The sequence below is a fragment of the Micromonospora sp. CA-249363 genome, from assembly GCF_050950185.1.
GTDB lineage: Bacteria > Actinomycetota > Actinomycetes > Mycobacteriales > Micromonosporaceae > Micromonospora.
The window spans coordinates 5325410-5343262 of sequence record NZ_CP192020.1 but is presented as its reverse complement, the minus strand read 5'-3'; the positions used below and the strand labels follow the sequence as shown (position 1 = coordinate 5343262).

Sequence of the window (17853 nt, the reverse complement as noted above, 5' to 3'; positions counted from 1 at the left end):
AGTGCTACGAATCCCGCCCTGACATGCTCGTAATCTACTCGAGAAGTACTTCCTGTGCCGAGGCTAGCGAGCCTAACTGATTGCCGGTCTATTTCGGTACGCAGCCGTCCCAGCGCTTCATATAAGTTCCTCATGCGGCGGAATGCCGACCGGGCGTGCCTCCGTAAAGAGTCGTCGGCGGCGCTCTTGGAGGAGGCAAGTGTGAGAAGGATAGAACCCGCTGTGCTGAATATAAGCGTTATTGCCTGCAGAAGACCCGTAGCAAGGAGATTCGGGGGTTTTGAACCGCCACGTACACCGTCAGAACGGCCAGTGCAGCCGCACCGACGAACAGGCCGCCACCAAGCCTCGATAGATCTCGACGTCCCTTGGCCACTCAGGCAGGGTAGAGCATCAGTCGACCGGTGGCGTGGAGGCGACTCTGGCGGATTGTCTGGTTACCGGAGATCGTCCGGCACGGATCAGTACACGCCCCGTGCCCGACCCTGCAGAGCGACCGGTCGCAATTCCGGACAAAAGGGTGAAGAGTCGCTTAGCCGACAGTTATCTGGTCGCCTTGCCGACAGCCATCTGTCTGTTCGGAGACACTAGCTGGAGTTTTTTTTGAGGCCCAGGTGTAGTAGGCACAGCCAAATAGGCAAGGCCGCTGACCAACACAACCATCACGCAGGTAGACAAGGACTGCATGGCGGTGGGGACAGCAGAGAAACCTGCCGTGATCTTGGCAACCTCCGCCAACGTGGTGCCAGCAACCACGACGGCACGACGAGCAGCAGGCGAGGACCTCTTGGCCCTCTTCGGCTGTCGGCATCCCATGCGAACAGGGTAAGGCAGTGAAGCGAGTCCGCGCGGGCGAGCTGGACCGTGTCCGTTGCGGGCCCGATCTCGCGGTCGCTGACAGGTAGCCACGGCTAAGGCCCGAGGACAGACGACCTGCCTGGCCAGCGGTATCGGCAGGCAGTGGGTCCGCACGGCTCGCAGCGCCGAGAGTTCCTAAACCGTGTGCGCCCGGCCCGCACACGGTTGCACCCTCTGCCCGATGCCGGGCATCGGCTGGAGATCATCGGGCACAGATTCGGCACAGCCGACGGTGAGAGCGCGTGTGGAACGTCGAGAGTTGCCGAGGGATGCTGGCCAGGCCAGCGCACCGGTACGTCCGTCTTAGCCAGCTTCTCCCCCATGTCTCGGGTTAGGGGTTCCAATCCCCCGACGCACTCCGATGCCCTGGATCGGTGCCCGGGCCGCCGCTAGCGTTGTCAGCGTGAGGAGGGAATTCGAGCCGGAAGTACAGCGGCTGCGGGACCAGGCGATGACATGCGTCGGTCGCTCGTCTGGTCGGACCCCGATCCGTTCCGCGCTGTACCACCTAACGCGAGGTTGGGTGGACAGGCGCCCCCGCTATACCCTCGGCCAGCTTCCAACACTTGGAACACCTTGGCAGGACACCGTTTCCGGTCGGTACTTCGGGTGGCGCTGTCGGGAGGCGAACCTGGATGGCCGGTTCGCCTTCGCGGTGGAGTACGTAGTGTGTCCATACTGCCGAGCCGCTTGGGTGGACAAGCCGCATACGGCTGAGGAGTACCAGCGGAAGGGCCTTGCCTCAGCGGCCTTGAGCGCACTTCGCGAAGAAAACCCGGGGATGGATTGGTTCACGGGAAGCGGACACATGAGACACGCGAGAGCCTTCTGGGTAGCTGTCGGAACGGGCGCTCCTGGCGGGTACCAACAGCGCGAGTTGTGCGAGCACATCGACAGGCACGGGGGATTGAAGCCACGTTGGCTGCTCAGGCGGCAGCGGCGACTTAGCGCGAGTGTGCGACAGCAACGGTGACAGCGACCGGCCGGGACGAGGGCAGCCGCCAGAGGCTGACCACGGACAGCCGCCCGAGGTCGCAGACGTGGACGGACCCCGCCGGACGAAGCGCCCAGAACTTACAAGCGAGGGGTCGCAGGTTCGAAGTCTCATGTCCGGCGAGGTCGGCTTGTGTGACAACAGGGACGTTGATGACGCCGCCGTGACGGTGCTGGAGCGCACCTTCAGTCGCATTGGGCTGCCGGACTACCCGCTGTGGTCGTTACCAGACGGCCCGCCCGTGCGGTGGTTTGCCGACACGGACGTGCTCTTGCGCGACGACGGCCGGCAACGGCTGTGGTTGCGAGCGAGGACCCACGACGCCATGGAGCGAGTACGGCGGGCATTGCCAGCGACTGGCTCATGAACGCGGGATAGACCATCCCTGCAAACACATCCACCTACCGGCGGGGGCGGACAGCGCTTCACCAGCACTCAGTACCGGCAGCCGGCCGGGCTGCCGCGCCATCACGACCAGCGGCGAACGCTCCTGGTGCTCCTGGTGGTTGAGCGACGTCAGCCCAGCTACCGGGACCGTTTGTCCTCGACGTGTACGACGTCGAGCTCATGGCCGTCCTGGTCGCGCTTGTGGCGTCCATAGAGGCCAACGGCCAGGTCGCTGCCGTCTTGGACTTCGTCGGGCCCCACGTAGGTCAGCACGTCGTTGTGGTGGCCGTAGACCACCCATCCGGGACCGGGATCGAGAGTGATGGTGCTGAAGTCTCCGGCAGATGAGCCGACGTGAACGGGACCGTATTCGCGCAGGATCTCGATGGCCTGAGCGGCGAGGTCGGCGCCGGGTCCGGGAGCTGGTAGTACGACGCACGTGCCGTGGGCGAACACGACCCACGATTTGGCATCGCCTTGGATGATGCGACGCCAAATTCCGGCAAGATCCTGCTCCGACATGACGATGATCATCCCCGAGTTGGCGCACCAGCGCCAGCCGTGAAGAGCTTCACCACGGCGCGCCGGGTTGGGCCTTCCGCGCTAGTGACCGTCGATGATCGGCTCGGCCCATGCCGCGTGAGCGAACTCCCAGGCCCAGGTGATGCCGTCCGACCCGCCATTGGTCAAGCCGACGGCGGCGGCGATCAGATGCTGCCCTTGGGGCACGATGGCGACCCGCCGTCGGACACGCTTCGCGTGAAGAATCTGGTACCTCAGGCTCTCGATCTCTACCACGGCGCACTCGACGCCTGCCTCGTCGACGGAGGACGACTCCACCGTCACCGGCCAACCTTCCTTGTTGGCCTTGTAGAGCCAGACCTCCAGGGCGCGTTGCTTGCCGTCACGTGCTGACACTTGGGCGATGATCTCGATCGGGTCAGTCCGGTTCTCCATCGTCGTCCTTCGCCCTGAATTGAGATCGGTGGGTAACAGCGGGTACAGGTCCGGAGCATGCGCGAGCCGCGAGCTCATCGCCTTGTCGCAGATCTCGTGCGCCCTCTCTTGACGAGAACGGCGAACGTGCCTGCGCACAAGATCGAACTCGCCCCCATGATTACTGCGGCGAGCGGGTCGCTCTTCGGGCCTGACAAAAGGCTCGCCGACGTCACTCCGAACACGATGGCAAGAATGGGCAGCACGACTCGTGTCGCGGCGCGGTGATGGCGCCGATTATGTGCGGCGTTGATCTGGCGCTGCTCAGCGGTGAGGTCCTTCGCCCACGACATGTTGAAGGGCCAGTTGGCGACCCAGATCACCACACCCAACCCGGCAACGACGATCAGCGCCGCGAGGACGGCCTTGAGGGTCATGCGCTACGTCCCATCAGCCGTGATCAAGGGAAGGGTAGTGGTCGGCGGGACGTCGGTCGCCGCCTACTGGAGTGTGCCGAGGAGGAAGGGCGGTGGCAGCAGTTCTCCTGCCCGAGCAGGTCCCACTCACGTGCTGCTGGAGTTCTGGCCCCGCCGCCACACCTCGCCCTGTGCGCCATGTCGCTCGGCCGCGTGCCGCTCCTGGGCGGATCTCGCATCGCGCCCCGCAGCCGAGTCGTCAGGCGACGAGAGGCGCTTCCGATCGCGCCAACCGACAAAAGCGAACGCCGCCATCAGCAATACGACGAGCGCTCCGAGAGATACCACCAGACTCGTCATGCCATCGAAGCTACCGGGCGCGCGCCAGAGTCCGAGCTGTTGGCCGAACAGGTCGACGAACTGGATGGCGAGCACATGAACGGGATGGACAAACACTTCCTCACCGCCGGCGCGGGTCCGGTGACGGTCGTCCTCGTCACTGGCGACCGCTTCAACACGGCGGCCTAAGTCCAGCCCTGGCTATTCCGCGACGAAGACTCCCACGCCGGGCAGGGTCTCAGTCATACCTTTGATCCGTAATACCTGCATGGCGCGGTCGATCACCGGCTCGGTGACCCCGTAATGCTCGATCAGCTCTCGCCGACTGGGCAGCTTGGAGCCGGGCTGGAACTCGCCGGACTTGATGCGTTCGGCGAGGTCGTCGGCGATCTGCTCATAGCGGTAACGCGGCGGCACGTGGTTCTCCTCGGTTGGCAACACGAGTAGACCACCTACGTCAGCCCTTGACTACCCAACGGTACCTGTGGGAGGTTGCCGAGGAGGTCGATTCCCTCGGTTGGCGCTGTGGGTCGCCCTCGCCGGCGTGGATGTCCGGAGCGTCCCCCGCGCTCGGGCATCCACGCCTCCACATTGCTGAGGCACGAGGAGGCGGCGGTGCGTCCTTCGACGTGGGCAACATGCCAGACCACGGTGCGAGTGGGAGTGGCGGGCTGGTGAAGCGAGTCTCGTACGACGAGTACGTCTTGGCGGTTGCGTTGACTCTGGCTCGCCGGCACCGGCCCGTCTGGTCCTGGCGACATTGGCGGCATATCTGCCGCTGCGGAGGCGAGCTGCCATGCCGAAGCCGCCACCGCATTCCGATCAGCCGCGGCCACTGGCCCGATCAGGGCGGCCCGCAGTGACCGCTCACCGCCCGATCAAGCCAGCCTGGACGTGCGGCGGCTGCGCGGAGGAGTGGCCATGCCAGACTCGGCGCCGAGAGCTGCAAGCCGAATACGACCGAGCCCCGGTATCGCTGACTCTCTACCTGGCCGCCCATCTCGTCGAAGCAACCCAGGACCTGGCCCAGGTTCCCGCCGGCTACCTACACTACCGCTTCCTCGGGTGGACCCGATGAGCATCCTGCGGCCTGGCGACGAGAAGTTCCACTACAGCGACGGCTCGCACAAGTGGATTCCACCGCACGCGGCCTACGACCAGAAGGTCTGGGACGAACAGGTCCGTCAACACAAGCACGGCCACCTCCGGAACGAGCGTCCCAAGGTCCGCATCCAGCGACTCGTTTGAGGGCAGCGAAGTGCGGCAATCGGCCAGCCGACCCTCGATCCCTTGATCGCCTAGGGTTGACAGCGGATTCCTGGGGCGGCCCTGCCGTGACACGAGAGCCGACTCAGTCTGTTCCCGCAGCGTCCCTACGTGCGTCAAGGCCGTCTTGAGGTGCCGGCGATGTCAGGACTGGGTGCGGGTCCACTGCTGGTTGGCGCCGGTGCCGCAGGTGTACTGGGTGATGTCGGTGCCGTCTGCCGTGCCGCTGCTCACCACGTCCAGGCACTTGCCGCTGTGTCGGGCGCGCAGCTGGTAGTAGCTGCCGGTGGCGACCCACTGCCACTGCTGGTTGGTGCCCCCGCCGCAGGTGTACTGGACGATGTTGGCGCTGTTGGCGGTGGAGGCGTTGGCGACGTCGAGGCATTTGCCGCTGTTCTGGTTGACGATCCGGAAGTAGCCGCTACCGGCGTCACTGAATTCCCATTTCTGGTTCGCGCCCCCGTTCCAGGACCACTGTTTGACTTCGGCGTTGTCGGTGACGGCGTGGTCCATCACGTCGACCACCTTGCCGCTGTTGCGGTTGGTGATGCGGTAGGAGAGCGGCGTCTCCCCGGTGACGGTGCCCGCGGCGGCGTCGATGGTGATGGTGGGATACCAGGTCAGGCTCATGGTCGTGGCGGTGGGGAAGGCGATCGGCAACCACACGTACTGGGAGTCGTTGACCGGCCCGCCCCAGGCGCCGGCCCAGCGGTCGCCGAGGTAGAGGTAGCTCGTCGTCGACGTGCCCTGGATGGGGAGCACGAAGGCCGACTGGGAGCGGAAGGTGGTCGAGTCTCCGACGTTGGTCATGCCGGTCCACGGACCGGAAATGCTGGACGCCGTGGCGTACCTGGCCTGGTTCGGGCTCCAACCCGTCAGACCCGAGGTGAGCAGGAAGTAGGTGCTGCCGCGCTTGAACAGAGCCGGTGCCTCACGGTTGCCGTCGTTCCAGAAGTTGCCGACCAGCGTGGCCACGGTGAGGTAGTCGGCGGTGAGGCGGTAGATGAGCAGGTCGCGGTTCTCGTCGCCGGCGGAGATCATGTAGGCGGTGCCGCCGTCGTTGTAGAGCGTGATGTCCCGCGACATGTTGCCCAAGGGCCGGAAGCTGCCGTGGTAGGTGTAGGTGCCGTCCACGGTGGCCGAGGAGGCGACGGCGGCCCTGGCCTCGCCGTAGTCGCTGCCGTTCTCCTTGTGCATCCACATCACGTACCGGTTGGTGCTGGCGTTGTAGATGACCTTCGGCCGCTCGATGTTGGCCGATTGCAGTTCCGCCGCCGACGACTGGGTCAGCACGTTGTTGCGGAACTCCCAGTCGCGCAGGTTGGTGGAGCGGTAGACGGAGACCGCCCGGAACGTGTTGTTGGCGTTGCGGTTCTCGCCGAACCAGTAGTAGTAGTCGCCGACCTTGAGTACCCCACCGCCGTGCGCGTGCAAAAGGTTGCCGGTGGTGTCGGTGAACTGCGTGCCGTTGGTGATCGTGACCGGCGCGGCCTGGGCCGGGGTGGCGGCCATGGTGGTGACCGCCACGATCGCCGTTCCGGCCAGGGTGAGCGCCGCCACCAGGGATGGAAGCAGTCTGTTGCGTCTCACTACGTTCGTCCTTCCGTGGGTGGGCGGCGACCGGCCGAACCGATTCGCTCATCAATGTACATCTATTATCGTCGATGAAGGTCGATGGCGATCAGCAGTGGCATGGTGCCGCCGTGGACCGACCGTGGTGCAGGATGCAGTGGTGACGTCCATCTACCGCACCCCTGCGGGCAGAGACACCATTCGCCGGTGGTGTGCGCGACAGGTGGACGCGTGGTCGACTCCGCACGAGCGACACGTGATCAGCGCCCACGGCCACGACACACACCTCCTCACCGCCGGCGCGGGCCGCGTGACTGTCGTCTTCGTCGCCGGTGACCGCTTCAGCGCGGCGGCCTACCTACCGCTGCTCACGGCCCTGGCCCGGCAGTACCGGGTGGTGGCCGCCGACATCCCGGGTCAGCCCGGGTTGAGCTCCGACGCGGCGGACGTCGCCGACGGTGGGCTCGCCTGGTACGGCACGTGGCTGGCCGAGGTTGTCGAGGAGGCCACCAGCGGGCCGGTCGTGACGTTCGGGCACTCGTTCGGTGGCGCGGTGACGCTCGCCGCCGAGCATCCCCGCATCAGGGGCACGGTTGCGGTGGCACCCGGCGGGCTGTGCCGGCTCACGGTCACCCCTCGTGTGCTGCTGGCGTTCCTGGGCTGGCTCGCGCGGCCCCGGACGGCGTCGAGCCTCCGGTTGCTGCGGCTGCTGTCCGCCCCCGGCCGCACGCCCCGCGCCGAACTGGTGGAGTGGATGACGCTTGTCGCCCGACACGCCCGTCCGGTGAGTACCGATGCTCTGGTGCCGGTGGCGACGAGGAGGGCGCCGGTCGTGGTCGCGAGCGGTGACCATGACGTGTTCCTGCCCCCGGACCGGCTGCGCACGGCGGCGGAACAGCGGCTCCAAGCCGGCGTCGACATCGTCCCCGCCGCCGGTCACCTGGTGACCGACGAACACCCGGACACGCTCGCCGCGCTGGTGGATCGGCTGGTCGACTGACCAGGGTCGCAGCGTGCAGGTCGTACCGCCGCGCGGAGCCATTTGACCGCACCCGATAGCCTTCGCGGCTATGGGCGCGATCAAACCGTGGCACCTTGCGGTCCTCAGTCTCTGCTGTCTGCTTCCGTTCACGGCGGCAGTCGCGGGCGGAGTCTGGGCCGTACTCCGCAAGCGCAACCGACGCTGAGGCCGGTCGGCCCGTTACTGTCGACGTCCATGACCAACGTGTACGGGCACGGTCACCCCGAGCCGCCGATCGCGGGCGACGAGACCGCGACCCTGCTCGGCTCCCTCGACCGGCAGCGCGCCACCCTGGCCTGGAAGACCGGTGGGCTCGACGCCGCCGGCCTGCGGGCGACGCTCGGCCCGTCGTCGATCACCCTGGGCGGGCTGCTCAAGCACCTGGCCCTGGTCGAGGACCTCTACTTCTCGTTCAAGTTGGCCGGGCGCTCACCGGGGCCGCCGTGGGAGACCGTCGACTGGGACGCCAACCCGGGCTGGGAGTGGCGTTCGGCCGCCGAGGACACGCCGGAACAGCTCTACACGCTGTGGCGGGAGGCCGTGGCGCGGTCCCGGGCCACCGTGGCCGAGTTGCTGGCCGACGGTGGTCCGGAGCAGCTGGCCCGGGGCGAGTGGCCCGACGGTCAGGTGCCCAGCCTGCGGCGGGTCCTGGTCGACCTCATCGAGGAGTACGCGCGGCACGTCGGGCACGCCGACCTGATCCGCGAGTCGGTGGACGGGCTGACCGGCGAGGACCCGCCCCGCTGACCGACACGGGTGCCGTCAGAATGGGCGCGTGCAGGACACCGTCGCCGTTGCGCTGATCACGTCACTGTCCACGTTGACCGCCTCCGCCCTGGCCGGGCTGATCGCCGCCCGCAGCACCCGCCGGCAGCTCGCCCACCAGCTCACCGTCACCCGCGAGGAGCGCGCCGACCGGGCCGCGGCCCGGCGCGAGGAGCTGCGGCGCGACGCGTACGTCGGGTTCCTCGGCGCCTGCGACGCGGCGTACCGGCGGCTGGACCGGCGGTGGATCGAGCCGGGCGCGGGCGCGGTCACGCCCGGCTACGACGAGGCGTACGCGGCGATGCGCGCCGTGGACGAGGCGTACAACCTGGTGTTGCTCCAGGGCCCGGCGGACGTCGCGGCGGCGGGCCGATCGGTGGTGGCCAGCCTGACGACCGAGTACGCCGAGCAGCGCCGGCTCGCCGACGAGCCGGGTGACGCGGCGGCGTCGCTGCGCGACCGGCACCGGGAGCGCTGGCTCGCGGCCATCGAGGTACGCACGAACCGCCGCGTCGCGTTCGTCGACGCCGCGCGCCCCGCCGTCGACCGCGAGGGGTGACCGAGTGCGCCCTATGCTCGTGTGCGGAGGTGGTCAGGTGGATCTGTCCGGCATCGGCGCGGTGCTCTTCGACATGGACGGCACCCTGGTGGACTCCGACGCCGCCGTCGAGCGGGCCTGGGAGCGGTGGGCGTCCGAGTACGCCGTCGAACCGGCGGCGGCACTCGCGATCGCACACGGCAGGCCCGCCGACCAGACGATCCGCCGGCTCCTTCCCGCGCTCGACGACGTGGCGGTCGCCGTGGCGGCGGCGCGGCAGTTGGCGTTGCAGTACGACGACCTGTCCGACGTGACCGCCACCCCGGGCGCCCATGAGCTGCTGTCGACGTTGGCCCGGCTGGGGTTGCCCTGGGCGGTGGTGACCAGCGCCGACGTGCGGCTGGCCGAGGCTCGGCTCGGCGCCGCCAGCATCGCGCCACCGGTGTTGGTGACGGTGGAGGACGTGCGCGAGGGCAAGCCGGCGCCGGAGGGCTACCTGCGTGCCGCCGCGCTGCTCGACGTGTCACCGGCGCGCTGCCTGGTCGTCGAGGACGCTGAGGTCGGGTTGCGGGCCGGCCGGGCGGCCGGCGCGATGATCGCGGCGCTGAAGGGGCTGGACGGCGACGTACGCCTGGACGACCTGGGTCAGTTGGCCCGCCAGTTCGAGGCGGCGACCGCGGCGAGCTGACCCGGTCGGGCGTCACCCGAGGCGCTGGGCCAGCCACGGGAGCAGGGCGTCGGCCTGGGCCTGCTGGAACGCCCGTACGGTGGGGATGCCGGGCGGCGGCGGCCGGCGGGCGCTGTCGGCGAAGAAGCCGGCCAGCCCGGCGTACACGCCGGTGAGCGCGGCCGGGTCGACGTCGGCGGTGAGCGGCAGCCGGCGCAGCAGAGCCTCGGTGTCGTGCCCGCCGTGCAGCCGGACGTTCACCAGCAGCAGCGCCGTGTCCAGCCAGGCGGGCCCCCGGCAGGCCCACGGCCAGTCGACCACGGTCACCGTTCCGGCGGCGTCGAGCAGCAGGTTGTCGGCCCGTACGTCGACGTGGCAGAGCGTGTCCCCGGTGAGCGCGGCGACGCCCCCGTCGGCGGCCGCCCGCAGCTCGTCGAGGTGCGCGCGGGCCCACGGATCGAGTCGTGGCGGCGGGTCGGCGGCGATCCGCTGCCAGCCCGCGAAGTCCCGGGCCAGCAGGTCGGCGGCGGTCGGCACGTGCCCGACGGGGCTGGGGGTGAGCGCGACGGCCATCGCCTGGAGGGCGTCCAGGACGCGGGTCAGCTCGTCGGACCGCCACGGGGTGCGCGGGTGGCGTCCGGCCACGTCGGAGAAGACCAGGGCCACCCAGTCGCCGTCGTCGTGGCAACCCAGCAGGCGGGGCGTCGGCGCTGTCGCCGGGAGCGCGCCGGCGATGCGCGCCTCGGCGCGGTGCAGGACCGGACTGTCCGGGTTCAACGCCGGGTTGACCGCCTTCACGAACGCCCGTCGGCCGGTCGCGGTGCGGACCCGGTCGGCGGTGCCCGGCGAGTAGCCGCCCGGCTGGGAGACCGCCTCGACCACCCGGTCACCGACGATCTCCTCGACCGCGGACCGGACCGCCGCCGGCAGGTCACCCCAGCCGATCCGCGTCACAGCCCCCGGTGTCATCCCGCCACGGTGCGCCCGTCGACCGCGACGAACAACTCATTTCCGCCGCCGGAGCGAGGCTCTCTCGGGACGGCCATGCTGGACTTGTGGCCGCGATTCGATCGAGAAGAAGGAGTCCGCGGTGGAGTTGACCCTGACACCGATGACCGAGCAGGAACTGGCCCGGCTGCGGGAACCCCTGGAGGTCGGGTACGCCGAGGATCTGGTCGCGCACCGCGGCCTGACCCCGCAGGCGGCCCGGGAGCGGTCGGCCGAGCAGCTCCGCGAGCTGCTGCCGGCGGGCGCGGCCACCGAGCGGGTGCTGCTGCGGGTGGCGCGGGTCGAGGACACCGAGGTCGGCTGGATCTGGGTGAGCCTGCCGGCGAACGACCACACCCGACAGGCCTGGATCTACAACATCGAGGTGTATCCGGCACACCGGGGACGGGGGCACTCGCGACGGATGATCCAGCTCATCGAGGCCGAACTGGCCGAACTCGGCGTACCCGAGCTGGGGTTGAACGTCTTCGGCACGAACACCGTGGCGATCGGCCTCTACCGGAGCCTGGGCTTCGAGGTCACCTCGCAGCAGATGGCGAAGCGGATCGACCCGCCGAGCTGAACCGGGACTGTTCACCTGCCCAGCGGGAAACCCGCGCGGACCGCACCTGGGGAGGAGCGACGGATGACGCATGGCGCCGGACTGACCATCGGTGTGCTCGGCTCGTACGGTGGCCGGAACCTCGGCGACGAGGCGATCCTCACCGGCCTGCTCACCGATCTGCGTGCGCAGGAGCCCAACGCCCGGATCATCGTCTTCTCCCGTCACCCGGAACACACCCGGGCCGCCCACCCGGACGTCGAGGCGGTCCCGTGGGAGGGCGTCAGCCGTACCGACTCGGCGTTGGTGCTGGCCCAGCTGGACCTGCTGATCCTGGGCGGCGGCGGGATCCTCTACGACCGGGAGGCCCGCCGCTACCTGCGGGTCGTCCGGGTCGCCCAGGAACGCGGCCTGCCCCTCATCACGTACGCGGTGGGGGTCGGACCGCTCAGCGACGCGGTCGACACCGGGATGGTCCGCGAGACGCTGGCCGGCGCGACCCAGGTGACCGTGCGGGACCAGGAGTCCCGGATGGTCCTGGAGGAGGCGGGACTGCTCAACCCGATCACGGTCACCGCCGACCCGGCGTTCCTGTTGCAGCCGGCCGACTTCCCGACGCACCTGCTCACCGAGGAGGGGGTGCCGGCCGGCAAGAGGCTGGTCGGGATCAGCGTCCGGGAACCGGGGCGGGCCGCCGAACGCCTCGACGTCGACGGCTACCACCGGCTGCTGGCCCAGATCGGTGACTTCCTGGTGCACCGCATCGACGCGTACGTGCTGTTCGTGCCGATGGAACGCGACGACATCCGGCACTCGCACGGGGTGCTGTCGCACATGGTCGCCGCCGAGCGGGGGCGGATCCTGCACGGGACCTACTCGCCGGAGCAGGTGCTCGGGCTGATGCGCCACTTCGACCTGGCGGTCGGCATGCGCCTGCACTTCCTGATCTTCGCGGCGATGGTGGGTACGCCGTTCCTGCCCCTGCCGTACGCCGGAAAGGTCTTCGATCTTGCCCAACGGCTCGGTGTGCCGGCGCTGCGGGGTGTGGAACGGGAGGTGGAGGGGCCGCTGCTGGCCGAGGTCGACCGTCTGTGGGACGAACGCGAGCAGCGGGCCGAGGCCACCGCCCGCCGGGTCGCCGAGGTCTGCGAGCAGGCCCGCGGCACCTCCGAGGTCACCCGTGGAGTGCTCGACCAGTTGCGCAGTCAGACCCTCACCCGGGCCTGACCGCCGGTCACACCGCCGGGCCGGTCCAGCGGTAGCGCCACTCGCGGGCCTCCTCGCGGGCGGATTCCAACTCGTAGATCTGCGCCTCGGCCAGCCCACCGGACCCGAGGTGGTGGTGGGTGAGCGGCGGGCGGCCGTTGGTGTCCAGCTCGACGGTCACGGTCTGCCCGTCCGCCGTGCCGCCGACGAGAAGAATCTGCACGGATGAAGCCATGCGCCCATCCTGCCTGTCGTGCGGCCCTCTCGCAGCGGGATGCGGGGCAGCGCGAAGCCCGCCGCGTGGTTAGTGTCGGCGGATGGCAGAGCAGACCATCGATCCGACGCTCGGCCCGGTGCTCGCCCGCGTCGGCGACGAGCGCGCCGTCCTGGAGTCGTTCCTCGACTTCCACCGCTCGATGGTGGTGCGCAAGGTGCGAGGTCTGTCCGACGACGAGGCCGCCCGACGGCTGGTGCCCTCCGCGACCACGCTCGCCGGGCTGGTCAAGCACCTGACGCTGGTCGAGCGGAACTGGTTCCCGGTGCTGCTGGCCCCCCAGCCCGGCGACGTCTATCTCCGCTCGGAGAAGGACGCGGTGGCGAGCTTCACGCTCGACGAGCGGGACACGGTCGACGGGCTCGTCGAGGCGTACGAGCGGGCCTGTGACCGCTCGCGGGCGGTCGTCGCGCGTTTCGACCTCGACCATGTGGTGCCGCACCCGCAACTCGGCGAGGTGTCGGTGCGCTGGATCCTGGTCCACCTCATCGAGGAGACCGCCCGGCACGCCGGCCACGCCGACATCCTGCGCGAACTGACCGACGGGTCCACCGGCGCCGTCTGAGCGGGCTGGTTCCCCCACGACTCGTCGATCTTGCACTTTCTGTCCCGACACAAAGGGCATTACCACGCATCTCGACGACACAAACCGCAAGATCGGCGCGGGCTTGTCGCGCCGGGCCGCCTATCCTGGGCGGGGCGGCGACGAGGGGGAGTACGTGCTGGTCATCCACGGGCTGTGGTTGCCCGGCTCCGGGCTTGGCGTGTGGGCGGAGGACAGCGCCGCGCCGGTACCCGTCGCGCGTTCCGGCCGGCCACCCCGGGAGCGCCCGCACCCCTTCGCCGCCGGGCACGCCGACCTGGTCGCGGCCCTCGCCGAGGCCGCCGCGCCGGCCCGCCCGGCCACCGCGCCGCTCACCCTGCCCACCCGGGCGGGCGCGCCGACCGACTCACCCGAGCTGATCCGGACCACCGTCGCACCCCCGGTCCGCGGCCGGCTCACCCTCGCCGCGTGGCGGGTGCCCACCCTGGTGTACGCCCCGGACGACGCCCTGCCCCTGCTCCGCGCCCTGGACGATCTCCCGGTGGTGTGCGGGGCGACCCTGCGGCACCTCGCCGAGCTGGCCGACTTCGCCGCCGACCTGGTGGCCCGGGGCCGCGTCCTGCCCGGCGTCAGCGTCCCGATCGACACGACCGACCTGGCTGGCGCCGACCAGGCCCGCTCGGTGGACGGGCCGGCCGACCAGGTCGTCGCGCGGGCGGTGTGGCGTCCGCTGCTGACCGGCACCGACGCCGGGTGGGCGCGCTCGCTGGCCCTGGCCCTACCGCCGGCCGCCCGAGCCGCCGTCGTCGACGGTGTGGGCGACGGCGAGCTGAGCGCCGCCGAGCTGGTCGCGGACGCGCTCGACGCGCTGACCGACGCCGCCGCCCGGGCCGCCCTCGCGAACACCACGCTGGCCCGGGGAGTACGGCCGACCGGACCCGCGCCGGCCTGGCTGGCCGCGCTGGCCGGGCCGCGCCGCGACTTCACCGTCGACGAGGCGGCGCTGGACCTGCTGCGTACCGAGCTGGACGACTGGCAGCGCGACGCGGCCGGCGGGGCGGTGCGGGCCAGTTTCCGACTGGTCGAGCCGGCTCCCGACGAGGTGACCGAACCGATCCTGGCCACCCGCCCGTCCGGCGACAGCACGCCCGTCACCTCGTCCGACATCGCGCGCTGGCGGTTGGAGTTCGGGTTGCAGGCCGCCGACGAGCCGGGCCTGCACGTCGACGCCGCCGAGGTCTGGCGGGCGCACACGGACGGCGGTACGGGCAGCCCGCAGGAGACCCTGCTGGCCGAGCTGGGTCGGGCCAGCCGGCTCTGGCCGGACCTGGACGCCGCGCTGCGCACCGCCGCCCCGGAGGCGATGGGGTTGGACGTCGAGGGCGCGCACCGGTTCCTCAGCGAGGGCGCGCCGGTGCTGCACGCCGCCGGCTTCGGGGTGCTGCTGCCCTCGTGGTGGCAGCGCCCGTCGGCGCGGCTCGGCGCTCGGCTGCGCGCCCGCAGCCGTACGGCGCCCGGCACGGTCGCCGGCACCGAGGCCGGCGTCGGGTTGGACGCGCTCGTCGACTACCGCTGGGAGATCGCGCTCGGCGACCAGCCGCTGTCGGCCGAGGAGTTGGCGGCGCTGGCCGAGCTGAAGACCCCGCTGGTACGGCTGCGCGGCCGGTGGGTGGAGCTGGACCCGGGACGGCTCGCCGCCGGTCTGCGCCTGCTCCGCTCGACCGGCGAGCTGACCGTCGCCGACCTGCTGCGTCTGGGGCTCACCGACGGCGAGGACACGGGTGCCCTGCCGGTGCTGGAGGTGAGCGCCGACGGCGCGCTGGGCGACCTGCTGGCCGGGGCGGTCGAACACCGGCTCACCCCGCTCGACCCGCCGCCGGGATTCGCCGGGACGCTGCGGCCGTACCAGCAGCGGGGATTGGCCTGGCTGGCCTTCCTGCGGTCGCTGGGGCTCGGCGGGGTGCTGGCCGACGACATGGGGCTGGGCAAGACCGTGCAGTTGCTCGCGCTGCTCGCCGGTGACCCGCCGGACGCCGGGCCGACGTTGCTGGTCTGTCCGATGTCACTGGTCGGCAACTGGCAGCGCGAGGCGGCGAAGTTCACGCCGGGGCTGCGGGTGCACGTACACCATGGCGCGGAGCGCGCGCGGGGGGCGGAGTTCACGACGGCCGCGCACGGCGCGGACCTGGTCCTCACCACCTACTCGGTGGCCGCCCGCGACGCCGTCGACCTGGCCGGCATCGACTGGCACCGGGTGGTGGTGGACGAGGCGCAGGCGATCAAGAACGCCTCCACCCGGCAGGCCGAGGCGGTCCGTGCGCTGCCGGCGCGGCAGCGGGTGGCGGTGACGGGCACGCCGGTGGAGAACCGGCTCGCCGACCTCTGGTCGATCATGCAGTTCGCCAACCCGGGGCTGCTCGGTCCGGCCGCGACGTTCCGTAAGCGGTTCGCCGAGCCGATCGAGCGCAACGGCGATGCGGAGGCCGCCGAGCGGCTGCGCCGGATCACCGGCCCGTTCGTGCTGCGCCGTCTCAAGACCGACTCGTCGATCATCTCGGACCTGCCGGAGAAGCTGGAGATGGAGGTGCTCTGCAACCTCACCGCCGAGCAGGCCGCGCTCTACCAGGTGGTGGTCGACGACATGCTCGCCCGGATCGAGAGCAGCGACGGCATCGAGCGGCGCGGGTTGGTGCTGGCCACCATGACCCGCCTCAAGCAGGTCTGCAACCACCCGGCCCAGTTGCTGCGCGACGGCTCCCCGCTGGACGGGCGCTCGGGGAAGCTGGCCCGTCTCACCGAGATCCTGGAGGAGGTGTTGGCGGCGGGGGAGCGGGCGCTGCTGTTCACCCAGTACGCCGAGTTCGGGGCGATGCTGCGCGGTCACCTGTCGGCGCGGTTCGGCCGGGAGGTGCTGTTCCTGCACGGCGGGCTCGGCAAGGCCGAGCGGGACGCGCTGGTGCAGCGTTTCCAGTCCGCCGAGGGTCCACCGCTGTTCGTGCTGTCCCTCAAGGCCGGTGGTACCGGCCTCACCCTGACCGCCGCCAACCACGTGGTGCACGTGGACCGGTGGTGGAACCCGGCGGTGGAGGACCAGGCCACCGACCGGGCGTTCCGGATCGGGCAACGGCGACGCGTGCAGGTCCGCAAGTTCGTCTGCGCGGGCACCGTCGAGGAGAAGGTGGCCGCGATGATCGCGGACAAGCGTGCCCTCGCCGAGCGGGTGGTCGGCACCGGCGAGCAGTGGATCACCGAGTTGTCCACGGGTCAGCTCCGGGACCTGTTCGCCCTGGAGGCCGGGGCGGTGGTGGAGTGACGGACTTCGCCGACTACGGCCGCCCGCGCAAGGTCGACGGGGGACTCAAGGCACGCAGCGCCCGGGGCGCGATCGGGCGGTCCTGGTGGTCCCGGCGCTTCCTGGAGGTGCTGGAGTCGTTCGCGCTCGGCACCCGGCTGACCCGGGGTCGGTCGTACGCGCGGGCCGGTCAGGTGCTCCGGCTCGACGTCGCGCCCGGCCGGGTCACCGCTCAGGTGCAGGGCTCCCGGCCCCGCCCGTACGAGGTCTCCATCGCGCTGGCGGCGTTCCCGGAGGCGCTCTGGTCCCGGATCGAGGACGAGCTGGCCGGGCAGGCGTTCTTCAGCGCCCGCCTGCTCGCCGGGGACCTGCCCGAGGAGTTGGAGGAGCTGTTCGCCACCGTGGGCGCACCGCTCTTTCCCGCCGCCGTCGGCGAGCTGACGCAGCGCTGCAACTGTCCCGACTTCGCGGTGCCGTGCAAGCACCTCGCGGCCACGTTCTACCTGCTCGCCGAGGCGTTCGACGCGGACCCGTTCGAGCTGCTGCACTGGCGTGGCCGATCCCGGACGGACCTGCTCGACCGGTTGCGTGCCCGTCGCGCCGAGGCGACCGGCGCACCGGTGTCGCCCGTGCCGGGCTCCATCGTGGACACGAGCCCGTCGACGGTCGACGTCCTGCCGCCGGCCGGCGCGTCCCGGGCGCTCGCCGGGCTGGCCGCCACGCCCGTCACGGACGCGGTGGACCGCTTCTGGACGGCGCCCGTGCCGCTGCCGGACCGGCCACCCCGACTGGCGACCGGGCCGGACCTCCTGCTGCGCCAGCTCGGTCCGCCGGCGCCGGCCATCGGTGGGCCGGGCCTGCTGGAACGGCTGCGCCGCGCGTACCGGGCCTTCGGCCCGGGGTGAGCCGTCACGTCCAGCGGCGACGGAACCGCCACATGATCGCCGCGTTGGCCACCAGCACCACCGCGCAGATCGCGCCGGCCAGCCGGCCGGCGAACACGGCCATCGCCGGGAGCGACGCCCACAGCACGATGGTCAACAACATCAGATAACGGCCCCGACGGGCCCGGACCCGATGGTCGAGCCGGGCGAAGAACGCCGGGTCGCTCTCCCGGAGCTGACGGGTGATCTGGTCGAACCTGCGCTGATCCTCTTTGCTGAGCATGGCGCTGCCTTCCCCTCACGCGTTCAGCGGTTCGGCGGCATACCCGCTGCGACGGCGGCTCA

Annotated in this window: 18 protein-coding genes and 2 pseudogenes; 12 read left to right on the top strand and 8 right to left on the bottom strand. The window is 70.6% G+C overall.

Annotation, left to right across the window (positions count from 1 at the left end):
• Window positions 1-2377: 2377 nt before the first annotated feature.
• From ACQPZK_RS23685 to ACQPZK_RS23675, 3 genes are all read right to left on the bottom strand, one after another.
• Window positions 2378-2761, bottom strand: coding sequence for a hypothetical protein (locus ACQPZK_RS23685; protein WP_433535088.1), 384 nt, complete (start codon window positions 2759-2761; stop codon window positions 2378-2380).
• Window positions 2762-2842: 81 nt separating this feature from the next.
• Window positions 2843-3196 (bottom strand): hypothetical protein, encoded by a 354-nt coding sequence (locus tag ACQPZK_RS23680; RefSeq protein WP_433535087.1) that lies wholly within the window; start codon window positions 3194-3196, stop codon window positions 2843-2845.
• A 74-nt stretch (window positions 3197-3270) separates the two neighbouring features.
• Window positions 3271-3612 (bottom strand): hypothetical protein, encoded by a 342-nt coding sequence (locus tag ACQPZK_RS23675; RefSeq protein WP_433535086.1) that lies wholly within the window; start codon window positions 3610-3612, stop codon window positions 3271-3273.
• Between the two features lie 177 nt (window positions 3613-3789).
• On the opposite strand from ACQPZK_RS23675, the gene ACQPZK_RS23670 reads away from it, so the two are divergent.
• Window positions 3790-4119, top strand: a complete 330-nt coding sequence (locus ACQPZK_RS23670; RefSeq protein WP_433535085.1) for a hypothetical protein — start codon at window positions 3790-3792, stop codon at window positions 4117-4119.
• A gap of 12 nt (window positions 4120-4131) precedes the next feature.
• Here the strand turns inward: ACQPZK_RS23670 and ACQPZK_RS23665 are convergent, their stop codons facing one another.
• Window positions 4132-4371, bottom strand: a complete 240-nt coding sequence (locus ACQPZK_RS23665) for a winged helix-turn-helix domain-containing protein (protein ID WP_124773732.1) — start codon at window positions 4369-4371, stop codon at window positions 4132-4134.
• Window positions 4372-5004: 633 nt separating this feature from the next.
• Here ACQPZK_RS23665 and ACQPZK_RS23660 point away from each other — a divergent pair.
• Window positions 5005-5178, top strand: a complete 174-nt coding sequence (locus ACQPZK_RS23660; RefSeq protein WP_433535084.1) for a hypothetical protein — start codon at window positions 5005-5007, stop codon at window positions 5176-5178.
• Window positions 5179-5340: 162 nt separating this feature from the next.
• Here ACQPZK_RS23660 and ACQPZK_RS23655 read toward each other — a convergent pair whose 3' ends face one another.
• Entirely contained in the window at window positions 5341-6786 is a 1446-nt protein-coding gene (locus ACQPZK_RS23655; RefSeq protein WP_433535083.1) for an RICIN domain-containing protein, read from the bottom strand.
• Between the two features lie 238 nt (window positions 6787-7024).
• Here ACQPZK_RS23655 and ACQPZK_RS23650 point away from each other — a divergent pair, with 238 nt between their 5' ends.
• The 4 genes from ACQPZK_RS23650 to ACQPZK_RS23635 all read left to right on the top strand — a co-directional run bounded on the left by ACQPZK_RS23650 (window position 7025) and on the right by ACQPZK_RS23635 (window position 9780).
• Window positions 7025-7768 (top strand): alpha/beta fold hydrolase, encoded by a 744-nt coding sequence (locus ACQPZK_RS23650; protein WP_433535082.1) that lies wholly within the window; start codon window positions 7025-7027, stop codon window positions 7766-7768.
• A 216-nt stretch (window positions 7769-7984) separates the two neighbouring features.
• The gene (locus ACQPZK_RS23645) at window positions 7985-8536 is read left to right on the top strand and encodes a DinB family protein (protein ID WP_433535081.1); all 552 of its coding nucleotides are present in this window, start codon (window positions 7985-7987) and stop codon (window positions 8534-8536) included.
• 28 nt (window positions 8537-8564) lie between these two features.
• Window positions 8565-9113, top strand: a complete 549-nt coding sequence (locus ACQPZK_RS23640; RefSeq protein WP_433535080.1) for a hypothetical protein — start codon at window positions 8565-8567, stop codon at window positions 9111-9113.
• Window positions 9114-9150: 37 nt separating this feature from the next.
• The gene (locus ACQPZK_RS23635) at window positions 9151-9780 is read left to right on the top strand and encodes an HAD-IA family hydrolase (protein ID WP_433535079.1); all 630 of its coding nucleotides are present in this window, start codon (window positions 9151-9153) and stop codon (window positions 9778-9780) included.
• 12 nt (window positions 9781-9792) lie between these two features.
• Here ACQPZK_RS23635 and ACQPZK_RS23630 read toward each other — a convergent pair whose 3' ends face one another.
• Window positions 9793-10728 carry a phosphotransferase gene (locus tag ACQPZK_RS23630; protein WP_433535078.1) on the bottom strand — a complete coding sequence of 312 codons (936 nt, stop codon included), beginning with the start codon at window positions 10726-10728 and terminating at the stop codon, window positions 9793-9795.
• 121 nt (window positions 10729-10849) lie between these two features.
• Here ACQPZK_RS23630 and ACQPZK_RS23625 point away from each other — a divergent pair, with 121 nt between their 5' ends.
• Window positions 10850-11329, top strand: coding sequence for a GNAT family N-acetyltransferase (locus tag ACQPZK_RS23625; protein ID WP_433535077.1), 480 nt, complete (start codon window positions 10850-10852; stop codon window positions 11327-11329).
• A 63-nt stretch (window positions 11330-11392) separates the two neighbouring features.
• Window positions 11393-12535: a polysaccharide pyruvyl transferase family protein gene (locus tag ACQPZK_RS23620; protein WP_433535076.1), complete on the top strand. Its 1143-nt coding sequence runs from the start codon at window positions 11393-11395 to the stop codon at window positions 12533-12535.
• Window positions 12536-12542: 7 nt separating this feature from the next.
• Here the strand turns inward: ACQPZK_RS23620 and ACQPZK_RS23615 are convergent, their stop codons facing one another.
• Window positions 12543-12749, bottom strand: a complete 207-nt coding sequence (locus ACQPZK_RS23615) for a hypothetical protein (protein WP_433535075.1) — start codon at window positions 12747-12749, stop codon at window positions 12543-12545.
• An 82-nt stretch (window positions 12750-12831) separates the two neighbouring features.
• Here ACQPZK_RS23615 and ACQPZK_RS23610 point away from each other — a divergent pair, with 82 nt between their 5' ends.
• The 4 genes and pseudogenes from ACQPZK_RS23610 (at window position 12832) to ACQPZK_RS23595 (ending at window position 17529) form a co-directional block, all read left to right on the top strand.
• Window positions 12832-13353 (top strand): DinB family protein, encoded by a 522-nt coding sequence (locus ACQPZK_RS23610; RefSeq protein WP_433535074.1) that lies wholly within the window; start codon window positions 12832-12834, stop codon window positions 13351-13353.
• Between the two features lie 154 nt (window positions 13354-13507).
• A pseudogene (locus tag ACQPZK_RS23605) lies at window positions 13508-14432 on the top strand (ATP-dependent helicase); the annotation flags it as partial.
• Window positions 14433-14506: 74 nt separating this feature from the next.
• A pseudogene (locus ACQPZK_RS23600) lies at window positions 14507-16645 on the top strand (DEAD/DEAH box helicase); the annotation flags it as partial.
• On the top strand, window positions 16642-17529 hold the full coding sequence (locus ACQPZK_RS23595; RefSeq protein ID WP_433535073.1) for an SWIM zinc finger family protein: 888 nt from the start codon (window positions 16642-16644) through the stop codon (window positions 17527-17529). The pseudogene ACQPZK_RS23600 and the gene ACQPZK_RS23595, both read left to right, overlap by 4 nt.
• Window positions 17530-17533: 4 nt before the next feature.
• Here the strand turns inward: ACQPZK_RS23595 and ACQPZK_RS23590 are convergent, their stop codons facing one another.
• Window positions 17534-17791, bottom strand: coding sequence for a DUF3040 domain-containing protein (locus ACQPZK_RS23590; RefSeq protein ID WP_234586377.1), 258 nt, complete (start codon window positions 17789-17791; stop codon window positions 17534-17536).
• Window positions 17792-17853 lie beyond the last annotated feature (62 nt).